10 protein-coding genes, 1 pseudogene and 1 riboswitch are annotated in these 14,127 nt (G+C 40.6%); of the genes and pseudogenes, 2 read left to right on the forward strand and 9 right to left on the reverse strand.

The window, feature by feature from the left end; translation table 11 throughout:
- Positions 1 to 400: 400 nt before the first annotated feature.
- Positions 401 to 850 carry a hypothetical protein gene (locus NR125_RS25015; RefSeq protein WP_192907886.1) on the reverse strand — a complete coding sequence of 150 codons (450 nt, stop codon included), beginning with the start codon at positions 848 to 850 and terminating at the stop codon, positions 401 to 403.
- Between the two features lie 101 nt (positions 851 to 951).
- Positions 952 to 1,737, reverse strand: coding sequence for an alpha/beta fold hydrolase (locus NR125_RS25020; RefSeq protein WP_192907887.1), 786 nt, complete (start codon positions 1,735 to 1,737; stop codon positions 952 to 954).
- A 749-nt stretch (positions 1,738 to 2,486) separates the two neighbouring features.
- Here NR125_RS25020 and NR125_RS25025 point away from each other — a divergent pair.
- A complete protein-coding gene (locus tag NR125_RS25025; RefSeq protein WP_256816340.1) occupies positions 2,487 to 3,725 on the forward strand; it encodes an MFS transporter in 1,239 nt (412 codons plus the stop codon).
- Between the two features lie 188 nt (positions 3,726 to 3,913).
- Here the strand turns inward: NR125_RS25025 and mgtE are convergent, their stop codons facing one another.
- From mgtE to NR125_RS25045, 4 genes are all read right to left on the reverse strand, one after another.
- Positions 3,914 to 5,272: a magnesium transporter gene (gene mgtE / locus NR125_RS25030; RefSeq protein ID WP_009331886.1), complete on the reverse strand. Its 1,359-nt coding sequence runs from the start codon at positions 5,270 to 5,272 to the stop codon at positions 3,914 to 3,916.
- A 199-nt stretch (positions 5,273 to 5,471) separates the two neighbouring features.
- Positions 5,472 to 5,637: riboswitch (M-box (ykoK) riboswitch) on the reverse strand.
- A gap of 103 nt (positions 5,638 to 5,740) precedes the next feature.
- A complete protein-coding gene (locus NR125_RS25035; protein WP_256816341.1) occupies positions 5,741 to 6,340 on the reverse strand; it encodes an undecaprenyl-diphosphatase in 600 nt (199 codons plus the stop codon).
- Between the two features lie 335 nt (positions 6,341 to 6,675).
- Complete coding sequence (locus NR125_RS25040; RefSeq protein WP_009331888.1) at positions 6,676 to 7,869, reverse strand: PDZ domain-containing protein; 1,194 nt, start codon at positions 7,867 to 7,869, stop codon at positions 6,676 to 6,678.
- A 176-nt stretch (positions 7,870 to 8,045) separates the two neighbouring features.
- Entirely contained in the window at positions 8,046 to 9,497 is a 1,452-nt protein-coding gene (locus NR125_RS25045) for a S41 family peptidase (RefSeq protein WP_217034581.1), read from the reverse strand.
- 200 nt (positions 9,498 to 9,697) lie between these two features.
- On the opposite strand from NR125_RS25045, the pseudogene NR125_RS25050 reads away from it, so the two are divergent.
- Positions 9,698 to 10,502, forward strand: a pseudogene (locus NR125_RS25050) (manganese catalase).
- Between the two features lie 83 nt (positions 10,503 to 10,585).
- Here the strand turns inward: NR125_RS25050 and NR125_RS25055 are convergent.
- From NR125_RS25055 to ftsE, 3 genes are all read right to left on the reverse strand, one after another.
- A complete protein-coding gene (locus NR125_RS25055) occupies positions 10,586 to 11,917 on the reverse strand; it encodes a murein hydrolase activator EnvC family protein (protein ID WP_256816344.1) in 1,332 nt (443 codons plus the stop codon).
- 157 nt (positions 11,918 to 12,074) lie between these two features.
- Positions 12,075 to 12,968: a permease-like cell division protein FtsX gene (ftsX, locus tag NR125_RS25060; protein WP_009331895.1), complete on the reverse strand. Its 894-nt coding sequence runs from the start codon at positions 12,966 to 12,968 to the stop codon at positions 12,075 to 12,077.
- Positions 12,958 to 13,644, reverse strand: a complete 687-nt coding sequence (gene ftsE, locus NR125_RS25065; protein WP_009331896.1) for a cell division ATP-binding protein FtsE — start codon at positions 13,642 to 13,644, stop codon at positions 12,958 to 12,960. Before ftsE ends, ftsX begins: the two co-directional genes overlap by 11 nt.
- Between the last annotated feature and the right edge of the window lie 483 nt (positions 13,645 to 14,127).

Below are 14,127 nucleotides of genomic sequence, written 5' to 3' on the forward strand. Positions count from 1 at the left end.
TTGAAAACTAAACATCTTTAAACTTTTGGAGTTGACATATTACCGCAGGTCTTTAGCTAATAAGAAATTCAAGAATAAAAGCGTTTATCTTCTTACGATCACTACAATCGTTAGTAATAAAAAATAGTTTTAAAAAGTATTCATTTACATCTGTCTTTCTTCCATTTATAGGGTTTACTTGACCAATTATATAAAAGAGCGAATAAAAATATCATAAAAGATATCCCTATATTATCAACCCACTTAACCTCTTTGTTGACAATTAACTGCCAAATTATTGTTGCTACAAAAAATAGTAACGGATATCTAATGCTTTTCTTAAACAAATTGCCACCACTTTCAATTCCCTCTAGTATTAAATTGCCCCGATTGTTAATTAAGCGGTTTGTTTGTTGTACATTTATTTAAGCAGAGTTTTTAAGACTACTTCTATGTCATTTACTAAATTGTTTTTTGTAATATCATATATAGTTCCAGCACCCCCGCCATAGTAATACCACAACTGAATGATGTCTGCATATTCATCATCTTCTACTGTGTCATCATCAAAATCTATTACGATTTGAGAACGATATTCTTTTTCCAGACACTTTTCGGAACTCAATTCTTTTAATTCATCTCCATCAATGTCTCGGCACACCCAGATTCTTAGGTTTTGTTTTCCTTGGTTTTCATATGAATTTGCATATTTTCTTTGAAGAGCTTTACCCCATTGTTCTGCTAATCTTTCTAGTTCGATTACGCTTCTTTTTAACTCCTCATTTACCCTAACTTCTGGAACATTTACGTACCTTCCGTCTTCCGCTTCTTGTTTGTTTATCTTAAAAAACTGTCTTATTTTATCAAGCAAGTTTTCTCCCCCACCGTTAGAGAATTATTTTTAGATTATTCAACAAACCTGCCCATTTTGTTAAAAAGCAGTATTTCACAAAATAATTCAATATATAATCTTCACTTAATTGGCATTACATCTAGTGGCAGAACGCCATCCTGAATCCAATTTTCAATTATTCCATTGAAGTAATCAGGATTAGCTAATGAGATTCCGTGACCAGCATTAGGTATGATTATTCCTTCACAATTAGAATTATGTAAAACAATGTCTGCTGCTGATTTTTTCATTATTGCCTTTTCTCTTTCACCAACAGTCACTAATATTTTACACTCCGCTTTTTCGAAGCCTCTTGGTATCTCAAAAGACATGTTCTCTTCCAATATCCTAATAAGTGTACCTGATTTCATTAAAGAACTTTCTTTATAATAGGTTTCAAAATATTCTTCATCGAGATAAAGTGCTTTAGCTTGAAGTTTTGAAAATAATTTATTCTTAATGAGTGGAAATGTTAATTTAATTGAAGGAGCAATCATTGTTTTTATATATGGAGAAGGCCTAACTAACGCACTATTTATGATTGCATAATTAACCATATTGGGTTTCATACTCAGCATCTGAACTATAACTTGTGCTCCCAAAGAGAATCCGATGACAATTACCTCTTTTTCAAAAGCCTTTTTTTCTATTATTTCAATAACCCTCTCAGCACTATATTTAATTGTAAAATTCCCTATATTATCATCGTTGCTTTTCCCTTGTTCTGGTAAGTCTATTGCAAGACAATGATAATGACTAAAGTGTTTAATCTGTTTATTCCACATCCAACTACTTACACCACCTCCATGCAAAAAGACCATTAATGAGGCATTTTTATCTCCATACTCGTGATAATATAGACTCAAAACGTATCCACCTCTCTAAATGAATATTGCTCATCCTGCTCTCTTAATTTGAAGAAGAAAAAAGCTGCTCGATTAGCAGCTGATCTTGAACATAAGCCCACTTCTCAATTACACTAATATAGGAATCAATAAACTAATTGCAAAGAAGATATATGCTATCTGGATGATGGTATACATTGTAAGTTCATAGGATGAAAGTTTCCTTTGTTTTTTGGTTTTTCCAAAAGCCGAAGGTAGATAGAAGAACTAATAATAAGTATTACAATGGAAATTGCACGTTAAATTTCTGCATAAATTATCAAGACCCAGCAACTCCTTTTTATACACCTTCAGTGAGTAGCAATAGTCCATTCATTTGGATTCACTAATGCTCTGTTTGTTTAAGTAGACACATATTTTACATCCAAATTATAACATTATTCTTCTGCTAAACTGCCCCGTTTGACATGAAGAAAGCTGACTTAGAGAATGGCAGCCTTATAAAGGATTTTTGTGATAAATAGAGAATTACCCTTCTTATAGAAAAAATTTAAGAACCTTGACTCCTAATTTTCCCTTCATGTCATTGACCATTTCGATTTTGTTCTTTTCATCTCTTTGTTAAGATTTTTTTATAAATAACCAATGTTAGCCTTCCACTACTCCCCCAAGGTCTGTCCCATATAAAACTCTATGTTTACACTTTTTTGAAAATCAGTATAGTTACTATATTTATAAGTTGTATAAATTGGCAAAAGAGGTGAAGCCCGATGAAATTAAGGGAGCACAGTAGCTTTGTTCGTTTTTGGATTGCCTCAACAACTTCAAGCTTTGGCACATATATTACAACTCTGGTTCTTCAGGTATTAGTAGTTGGTAATATGGGAGGCAGTGCTGTTGATGTTGGCTGGGTTTCAGCATCTAGATGGCTTCCGTATGTACTGTTGGGATTAATAGCGGGGGTTTTGGTTGATCGCTTTCACCGAAAGACTGTATTGGCGGTAACAGATATGGGGCGCAGCATTATACTTGCCTTCATTTGCTTAATGTCTATCACAGGAGTAATCAGTATTGGCTGGCTAATGTTCCTGCTGGTGCTCTTTGGTGCTTTGTCTCTTTTTAATGATACTGCCTACCAGTCCTTTGTGCCACAAATCGTCCCTCGTCATTTATTAACACGTGCAAATGCACGGTTAGAACAAAGCTCAGCTGTCGCGGAAACGAGCGGTCCAGCCATTGGAGGTGGACTCGTCTCATTGATCGGTGCACCATTTGCCCTTCTTTTTGATGCCTTATCGTATTTGTTTTCAGGTGTATTAATGGCATCGATTAAACACCAGCCCTCAAAAAAAGTGAAGACTGGACCACTTGGTCAGCAAATCAAGGAAGGTTTGCGATGGGTCTATCAACACCAATACCTTCGTACACTCGCTTTAAACACGCACGCCTGGTTTCTCTTTCATAGCATGACCATGACGACCCTAGTATCCATTTTTTTAATTGAGCTTGGCTTCGATGCCTCACTCCTTGGGTATGTCCTCGCCGCTGCAGGTGTTGGTGCTGTCGCAGGAACCTCTTTATCTCCTCAAGCCGGCGTGCGCTTTGGCGTCGGACGTGCAATTGCTTTTTCTCGAATTCTCTATGCTCCAGCAGTTATCTTGATGGCTCTAGCTCCAGCAACTAACAACTCCGACTCGCAGTACATAGCTCTCATTTTTGTGATTGTTGGGCAGTTCTTTTACGGCTTTGCCATGGGAATCGAAGGTCCTCTTGAAATGGGATATCGACAGTATGTCACGCCATCTCACCTGCAAGGTCGTATGAATGCCACACTTCGATCCATCAATCGTAGTGCAGTCGTTATCGGCGCTCCACTAGGAGGTACCCTCGCTGACGGACTAGGTTTCATAACGGCTTTATGGATTTCAATAGCTGGACTAGCTTTATGCGGACTGTGGTTCAGTCTTTCATCGATGCGAAATGCTCGAATAGAAGATGACGAAGTCTAAAATGCATTAAAATAAGAAGATTTGACTGACTACATAATAAAAATATAAAACATCGGTTAATATAAACAAGTTTTTATTCGTAACTTATTCATTATTGGCTTTTGATTTTTTCGCTAACCTGCCCCTTTTATAGAATAAGAAAAAGCTACCTGTTTCGGCAGCTGATCTTGAATTGACAATGCATTTACCTACATCAATTTTGATATAAACATTGTGGCAATTCCAAAGTAAATGAGTAATGAGAGTATGTCATTTAGTGTTGTAATCAATGGACCTGAAGCCACGGCAGGGTCAATATTTAATTTATAAAGAATGATTGGTATGATAGTGCCAGCTAAAGTTCCAATGATCAGTGTCATAACCAAAGAGCTTCCAACCACTACCCCTAAAACGGCATTTCCTTGCCAAACGAGGGCAATGATGGATATTAATATTCCGCAAGTAAATCCAATGATCAGACCGACTTTTAACTCTCTAAAAATAAGCCTGAAAACCACCCCTTTGTCAATATCACGGGAAACCAGCCCTCTTACGACAACAGCTAAAGATTGGGTGCCTGTATTTCCTGTCATACCTGCTATCATGGGCATAAAGAATGCTAAAGCCACCGCTTTTGACAGCGTTTCTTCAAAACCGCTAATTATTGTTCCGGAAACTATACCAATAAATAAAAGTAAAATGAGCCAGGGAAGACGGCGATAGGCAGCAACAAATGCCTTCGTCTCAAAATCAATGGCTTTACCTGATGCTGAAAGCTTCTCAATATCTTCATTTGCCTCTCTTATAACCACATCAATAATATCGTCTACTGTCACAATCCCTACCAGCTGGTTATTACTTTCCACAACAGGAATTGCCAAGAAATCATATCGCTCAATCATGCGGGCTACTTCTTCCTGGTCAGAATCCGCTGAAACAGAAATGACTCGGCTATACATAATATCGTGAATTTTTTCCTTTTCATCTGCCAGGATTAAATCCCGATAGGATACAACTCCAACAAGCTTCTTATCGTAATCAATGACATATAAGTAATTTATGGTTTCTGAGTATTCAGCAAACACTTTAAGTTTGTCTACTGTTTCTCTAACAGTGAAATGCTGAGGTATCCAGACAAAACGGTTAGTCATCAATCGCCCTGCCGTTTCAGGAGGATAGTTCATGATGTTTTGAACAATTTGGGACTCTTCCTCCTTCATACCTGAAAGGAGTTCCTCTAATTTGTCAGGGGATAAGTCTTCAAGTAAAGAAGCCAAATCATCATTTTCCATTAAGTCCATGACGTGCCCTGACTTTTCTAATCCTAATTTAGTGAGAATCTCCAGCTGATATGGTTTTTCCAGCTCCTGTATTAAGTCAGCGATTTGTTTAGGAGAAAGCAATAACAGGAAGCGTGTGTGATGTTTTTCTGGGAGTCCCTCGAATACTCTTGCAATATCATAAGGCTGGAGTTCTTCTAAGATTCCATGAAATTCTTCCTTTTTTCCTTCTTTTAAAGACTTTATGATTTGAAGAGTTATTTGATCTGCTGGCATATTTATCTTCATTTTTTGTCACTCCTTCTGTAAGGAACAAGGGATCATGTCCCTTATCATATTCTGTTAGATGCATTCTATTTTCATGATGTTTTGAGCAGGGGTCATTTTCCATTACTCCTCACCTCCGGAAAGATAAAAAAACACCTTCATTTTCGAATGAAGGTGCAGGTTTATAGATGACAAAAATAAGAATAACAAACCTGGTTATTCTGTTCCTCCATTCGTAGAGCTTTAGCACTGTGTGGCATAGGACAAAGCCAGCTACATTAAAAACCACCTTAAGTCGATGGTTTCTGTTGACCCATTGGCGTCTTTCGACATTTTTGGGCAGCAGCATATCTCCAACACAGGAGCCTCACCTAACGAGGATATTCAGTTTACAAAATTCAATCTAATGGATTTTTCATTAAAAGTAAACACTTTTTATAAAATTATCTGTTTCTAATTCTTTCTAATTGAGCGTATCATAGCATTCTTTTATAATTCTCTGGACCTATCCCTGCCAGGAAAAATATATTTTTCCCCTTTTTCATAAAGCAATAGAAACTTTTTTATAAAGTTGAGACGGGGGACAATGTAAGAAACGATTATTGCCGAAACAATGCTTATTAGCGCTCCAGCCAAGACATCTGCAGGATAGTGTACCCCCACCCATATACGGGAAACGCCAACCAAAAGGGCAATGATGATCCAAAGGTATCCCCATCTTTTTTGATAGATGAAAAAAGTCGTACAAAATGCAAAGAATAAAATGGTATGGTCACTTGGAAAGGAATTATCTACTGCTTTCTCTATTAATTTGTTTACATTAGACAATTCTGCAAATGGCTGATTGTTTGAATGCAACTTTCCAGCAATTTCACCGATAATCTCAGCCATGATAAAGGCGGCAGCAGCCGAGATGATCATAAACCTGTTTTCTTTTCTCCTGGTAAACCAGAAAATTAAAGCCATTAATCCAAGGACAAATACCATATACTCGGCTAAAAATATGAAAGTATGGTTTAAATATGTATGTTCTTTACCAAAGTCATTAATGATCCTAAACAGTTCCACGTTCATTTGAGATAAATCCATAATATATACTCCCTTCCTGTTTTATCACTATGAAAGAAGTATAGACAATCTTTTATTAGTTAAAAATCGATTTATCTTACATTAATCTAACAATTATGTAATATGAATGCAGCTGCTGAAGTCAGTGAACTGGACTTTAGGGATGATCAAAACAAAACGTTTTGAGTAAAGTCTCTTCTAGTTATTTATCTAACCGCCCCGTGAGTTTCAGAAAACTTCACATTTTTTAATCAAAAAAGACCCTTCAATATAATTAATGAAGGGTCTCTATAAATGTTATGAAAATCTTTCCGGAGGATTAAGTACGTATTCCGGCTGTTAATGAAAAGTAACACTTACACCGCTTCACTATCCCATTTCTTCTCTTCCTGCACAAAAAGCAATCCAAGTTCATGATGGTCGCCCTCATAAAGAGCGCGCTGGACGAACCGCACCTGGCCATTCACATCAAGAACCTCAAGTTTGCAGTGAGCCCCGTTCTTTTGCAGCGCTTCATAGAAGCCCTTTTCATTATGGATCTTCACACCATTGACTTTTGTAACAACCTCTCCCACTTGCAGAGACATTTTATAAGCTGGTGAATCCGGAACTACTCCAAGCACCATTATTCCCTGATTGCGCTTGGAAAAGTAAGACGGTGCCTGGTCCTCTGCCATTCTCTGGCGGAGAGAGATGAATTCACGCCCGATGATAGCCAGTGCGGCTGCACCCACAGAAGCAAGCGGATACCAGTAGCCTGCAGATGAAATCAGCAAAAGAAGTACGCCAAACACGCAGATTCTTTGTCCGAGCAATGCTGTTGCCTCTTTAGGAAGCGTGCCCTGAATCCGCTGGTAAAAGCCTATCGAAAAAGGGACAAGAATGAGCGAATACACTTCCCCGCCGATTGGAATCACTGGCCACCAATCAAATGGCAGCTGCAGTGCCTGACCGGGAATAAGCAAAAACACAGGCACCATCCAGATTCTTTTTGATTCATGAATGCCGATCGTCTGGCCCCGTTTACTCTTTACAAGCCTGGGAGATGTCCCTTTCCGGCCGTTTCTTATAATCAGGAAGCCTTCTGCAATAACAAGAAGAGCCAGGAGAACAGCGATGGACGGAAAGATGGAAGAGTCAAGGTCCGCTGCCGACTGGGCGAAAGATGGCAATGGCCATTTCTGTTCAGCAGCAAACATTGTTGCGAAAAATGCAAAGCCCAGCGTATAAACAGGCGCCATCCATCTCACTTTTGCCGTAAAGCTCCACAGGAACGTAAGAGCAGCAGTAAGAACAATCGTTTCCACTGGTACGACAAGTCCTGCTCCAACCATCACAACACTCACTGATAGACCTGCCAGGATACCCAGAGGCAGAAGCTGCCTCAGCTCAAAATAAGCATTTTCCGCACGAACAGAAAAGTCTTTGCGCTCACGCCTTACACGGGAAACCCCCAAAAATGCAGCTACAAAAAACAGGTAATAAAATACCGGATTCAGCAGCAGCTTTCCTGTTCCTTTTAAAAACTCAAAAATCCACTCCTCTATCAAACTTGCCACCAGCCTCTATTAATAAATTCTCATGAATTATGTAACAAACAGAAAACTCTATTACTCTATATTCTACCAAAAGCGCCTTCCAAAACCTATCACAATCTGGCTCAAATACAAAATTAGCAGAAGGAAAATCCCTCCTGCTAATGAAAGTTTGCATTCGACAAAATTGGCTATCTTGCAATATATCTCAGAGCCGTTTGCAGCTGAAGATCATTCTGCTCTTTCCTCATTTCCTCGATGGCGGCCTGTTCAAGCGCTGCTGCTGTTTTCTTGTCTATCCGGCCGGATGCTTCAAGCTCTTTTTGCTTCTGAAATGCTTTTACAGCGGCTGCAGTGGAATCATTGAAGTAGCCATCTGTCCGTCCTGGAGCATATCCAAGGCCCGCCAGAATTTCCTGTGCATTCTTCACCATTTCATTATTCATATCGATTGCCAAAGGCTTCTCCACCTGCAAAGGATGTGTTTGGTAGATGTCTGGCTGTTTGACCTCGAGAGTTGGCTTGATTCCCTTGTTATGGATCCAGTTTCCGTCAGGTGTCAGCCATTTAAACAAAGTAAGCTTGATATTGCTGCCATCTCCCATCGGAACAGGCTGCTGAACAGTGCCCTTCCCAAATGAGTTCTCACCGATTATGGCGTACCCTTGAGCTTCCTTTAAAGCGCCGGCAAGAATCTCCGATGCAGATGCACTCCCTTTATCAACAAGTACAGCAATCGGATAGCTTTTAGGCTTTTCAAGCGTGGAGAAATACCTCATTTTTTCTCCATCCCGTTTTTCTATCTGCAGATATGGCTTATCAGCCGTAACCAATTCCTTCAGGATTTCCTGTACTGATGTCAGGAGGCCTCCGGGATTTCCGCGCACATCGATTACAAGGCCCTCAATCCCCTCTTTCTCCATTTCACTCAGCTGTTTGGCAAATTCCTTGGATGTCTCTTCGGAAAAGGAGGTGATTTCCAGATATCCTACATTCTTTCCTCTTTGCTTCTTGATTTCCGAGTATACTGTAATTTGTGGAATCTCATCTCTTTTTACCTCTACCTTTAAAGGTTCCTTCAGTCCCTGGCGCGCAATTTCAAGCTCTACCTTTGTTCCTTTTTTCCCGCGGATCTTCATGGTAGCTTTATATAAATCAAGACCCTCCACACTTTCCCCATCCACTTTTAAAATTTCATCTTTTGGCTTAAGCCCTGCTTTTTCAGCTGGTGAATCTTTAAACGGTGCAACAATGATGATCTTACCTTCCACCATGCTGACTTCTGCCCCGATTCCTTCAAAAGAAGATTCCAGTGTATCACTGAATTGTTTTGCTGTTTCTTCATCCATATAAACAGAGTAAGGATCTTCAAGGGTTGCAAGCATGCCCTGGATGGCTCCCTCCACGAGCTGCTTTTCCTCTACTTTTTCCACATAGCTATTTAAGATTAACTGATAGGCCGTTTCCATCTTTTCGATTTTCTCTTTTTCAATTTGTGTTCCGTTTTCCTTAGAATCTATTAATTGATTTCCTGCCCCTGTCTGCGGAGCTTCCTTTGCCAGCCACTGCATACCTGCATATGTACCGCCAGCTCCTGTCAGCAAAGATCCCGTCATCAGAACGGCGATCCATTTTCTGCTCATCTTCATCTCCCTTTCTATTTTGCAGCGGTCTCTTAGGCCTTATAGAAACTTTCCATTGTGGATGATGGAATATGACCTTGCTCATCACATCCTATGCAGGATCAGGACAAGTTATGTTTTCAATAATCAGGTTAGGCATATGCACAATATCTCAATTTAAGAATATATTAAGGGGATTTTCACATAAAGGGTGTGTGCAAATGTTCTATCCCATCAAAGAACTTCAATATAATTGGTGTATGCTAAAAAGCTCCAGGAGCCGATTGGCGGAAAATTTGGGGAAATGTCTGTGGCCATGCAGTATTTATTTCAGGGCTGGGGTGCACGAAAGTATGGTAAATATCGGGATTTATTAATGGATACGTGGACCGAAGAATTGGCCCATATTGAAATGCTTGCCACCATGATTGCCCTCCTGATGGATGGCGCTCCTGTAAAAAAGAGCAGGAAAAAGCTGCCCAGGATCCGCTTCTTGCTGCGATTTTGGGCGGAATGAACCCGCAGCATGTGATTGTTTCCGGTCTTGGTGCCATGCCTGTCAGTGGTGTCGGGGTCCCTTGGCAGGGTGGTTACATCGAAGCCTGCGGAAACCTGCTGGCTGATTTTCGTGCAAACCTGAATGCCGAGTCCCGGGGACGTCTGCAGGCTGTCCGTCTGTATGAAATGACTGATGACCGCGGTGTCAAGGACATGCTGGCCTTCTTAATTGCCCGTGACCGCATGCATCAAAACCAATGGCTTGCTGCGATAAAAGAGCTTGAAGCCCAGGAAGGGAAAACCGTGCCAAGCACATTCCCGAAGGAGGTTGAAAAAGAAGAGTTTTCCTATGTATTTATGAACCTTTCAAGAGGAGATGAAAGCAGCCAGGGCCGCTGGGCTCAAGGTCGGAACATGGATGGCCAGGGAACCTTCCAATACAAGCAGGAAGTTCCGCCTTTTGCTCCAGCACCTAAGCTGAAGCCGGCTCCTCCATATATTCATGACACTCCTCCAAGCGTAAAATAAAACGCTGATAATAGGATTAAAGACCTGCTTTACGGGTAAAAGAAAAGTGGAAGAAGCTTAGCTCCTTCCACTTTCACTATTTTTTATAGAGGCACAATGCCTACAGGATTAATCGCATTTGATTTTGCTGCATTCCAAGAACCTCTGTGAAGTTCAAAGTGCAGATGCTGGCCATAAGATTGTCCAGTATTACCCATGATGCCGATTTGCTGGCCTTTAGAAACAGTCTGGCCAGAGCCTACAGAACGGCTTCTCATATGAGCGTATACAGTTGTGTAAGTTTGTCCGCCAATAGAATGAGCAATAAATATCGCATTTCCATAACTGCTGGAGTAGTATGAACGGATTACAACACCGTCTGCCGCTGCCACGATCGGTACTGTTCCGCCTGCAGCAATATCAACACCATAGTGCTCACCTAATGAACGTCCGCCAAAACCTGAAGAAAGTCTTCCTGCAGCCGGTTTTGTCCAGGCTCCGCTTGATACTGAAGGTGGTGTAACCTGCGGGCTGCTTGATGAGCTGCTTCCTGCTGATGAACTTCCTGCTGATGAAGAGCTGCTCTTTTTAGCCGCTTCCTGAGCAGCTTTCTGTTTTGCCAATTCAGCTTGTCTTGCTGCCTCAGCTTGTCTTTCCTGCTCAAGCTTGATCGCTTTTTGAATTGCTGCTTCCTGAGCTGCAAGAATTTCATTTTCTTCTGCTAATTCAAGTTTATGAGCATGCATTTCCTCTTCTTCATGCTTTAGGGATTTAAGCAGTTTATCTTTCTCTGCCTTTTGGGCATTTAAGCTCTTTTTCATGCTTTCAAGCTCGGCACGCATCTTTTCTAAAGAGGCAAGCTCTTCTTTTACCTGAGCCTGTTTTTTCTCCAGCTCGTCTTTATCCGCCTGATGCGCTTTAAGAATATCCTGGTCAGCTTCTACGATTGTTGCAACTGCTCCAACGCGCTCAACAAAGTCTCCAAAGCTTTGCGCACCCATTAAAACATCAATATAGCTCACCATTCCGCCAGTTTCCTGATAGTTGCGGGCGCGATCTTTTAATAGTTCATTTCGCTTTTTGATGCGCTCTACTAATACTTCAATTTCGGCTTCTAATTTTTCAATTTCCTTTTTTGTTTCTGCAATCTGGCCGTTTTTCTCTTCAATCTTTGCTAAAGCATCACTGATCGCTTTATCAAGGCGCTCAATCTCACTTTGTACAGACTGCTGCTCGCCCTGATTTTCGTTAATCTTTTTATCTGTATCGGTAATCTTCGATTCTACTCCTGAACGCTGCTGGTTAATTTTGTCCTTTTGGCTGTTTAGATCGTTTAGTTTATTTTCTGCAGACGCCTTTTCAAGAGGCAGTCCGACTGTTGCGCTGCCAAATCCCAAAATGGCAGCCAATGATAATGTGATGATGGATTTCTTCAATTTTCCGATTTCTCCTTTCAATGAACACCATATGTACAGGTCAATCGTTCTATTTTTTTTACTATCTCTGAAACATTTAACACTGCTGAATCGTCTATTATTATGAGGCTTGAAGGCGCCTGGACAGGTTCCCCCCGCAGGGCCTTCTAAGCTGGTTTTATACTTTCAGGAACTTTCTGACTGACATCAAGCTTCCCCATACACCAATAAGTGCACCCATCAGGATAATAAGTCCGGAGATCTGATAGACAAACGGACTAAATTCCAGCAGCTTGATAAAGTGTCCTTCAAGCTTTGGCGCCAAATAATCAAAGGCATAATAGTAGGCTGTCGAAACAAGTGCAATCGGAATAATCGATCCAAGCAATCCAAGCCATAAGCCTTCCAGGAAGAATGGCCATCTAATGAAGGAATTGGTTGCTCCTACCAATCTCATAATCTCAATTTCTTTTCTTCGAGACATGATCGTAATTTTAATCGTATTTGAAATCAGGAACATAGCAGTAAATAATAGGCCGATAATCAATACAAGGCCAACATTTCGGCCGGCATTGATAAAGTTAAATAGCTTCTCAACCTGGCCCTGGCCATATTTTACTTTTGCGGCATATTCCATTTTTTCAATCTGTTTCGCAGCTTTCATTGTATCTGCCGGGTTTTTCGTCTTTACGATAAATACATCGTTCAGCGGATTATCCTGTTCGAACAGTTTGAAGGCTTCTCCTTCTTCACCAAGGCTGTCTATTAAACTATCAAGCTCTTTTTCCTTAGTTGAATATTCAACTGTTTTAACTTCTGATATTCCTTCGATTTTTTGCCGTAAAACTTCCTGATCCTGCTCATTTGCAGCAACATCGATGTGAACGCGGATTTCCACGTCCTCTTCAATGGTTGTAGCCACCTTGTTGAGATTCATCATAATGACGAAAAATACGCCAACCAAAATGAGCGTTACTGTCACCGCACTTGCCGAAGCAAACGTCATCCATCCATTTCGTCCGAGGCTCTTAAAGCTTTCACGGAAGTGCCGGCCCAATGTTCTAGCTTTCATAGCCGTAATCACCTCTTTGCTCGTCACGCACAATCCTTCCGCCTTCAATGGCAATTACTCGGTGCTTAATCGTGTTAACAATTTCTTTATTATGAGTTGCCATGACCACAGTCGTTCCTCTCGTGTTGATTTCATCGAAAATGTTCATGATTTCCCATGAAGTATCCGGGTCAAGGTTTCCTGTAGGCTCGTCCGCAATCACGACCTTTGGAGAATTTACGATGGATCTGGCGATGGAAACACGCTGCTGCTCCCCGCCTGATAATTCGGTCGGAAGCATTCTTGCCTTATGCTTTAAACCTACAAGGTCCAAAGTTTCCATGACTTGTTTTTTAATATTCTTCGGATGCTCTTCAATAACCTCAAGAGCAAAAGCAACATTCTCATAGACAGTCAGTGTCTGGAGTAGCTTAAAGTCCTGGAAAACGACACCGATTTTACGTCGCATTAGCGGTACCTTTGCATTCTTTAATGTAGCCAGATTTACTCCGTCAATAGTTATCGTTCCGCTCGAAGGCTTTTCTTCCCGGTACATCATTTTGATAAAAGTGGATTTACCGGCACCACTCGGTCCTACTACATAAACAAACTCACCTTGTTTGATATGCACATCAATCCCGCTGGCTGCTGTAACGCCATTGGGGTATCTCTTATAGACGTCTTTCATATCGATCATATATATCACCTAGCATCTAGTGTGTATTAAGAATTAAATAACAGACGGCTTTTTTCGCTAAAAAACGACATCCTTTCGACATAGAGGATGACAAAATACTTGTAAATACTGCCTATTTAGCCATCTAAAATTCTCACACAACCCATTATAACATCATAAGTTGTCAAAATAACGGAAAAAATTATTACAGTTTCTTTTCAATCCCTTAACTATTGTTACTTTTTTCCTGAGTTTCATTAATATTCTTGGGTTTTATTCACTCAATCAAAGAATTTTTCCTTCTTTTTGCATATTGCATTCACTCGATATTTGTCACATATTGTCTTTCCTCAGCAAAGCTGTAAAGAAAATAGCCTCGTTGTTTTTGCACCTTAATGCAGTCCGTTGATTTGCGCTTCAGTATGCTCGCTTTCCGCGGGACGGGCGCTGAGCATCTTCGGCGTTTCTCGTCTTGGAGTCTCATCTGTCCCGCTGCTCCGTGGA

It is taken from the genome of Cytobacillus sp. Bac17 (assembly GCF_024519925.1).
Classification (GTDB): domain Bacteria; phylum Bacillota; class Bacilli; order Bacillales; family Cytobacillaceae; genus Cytobacillus; species Cytobacillus pseudoceanisediminis.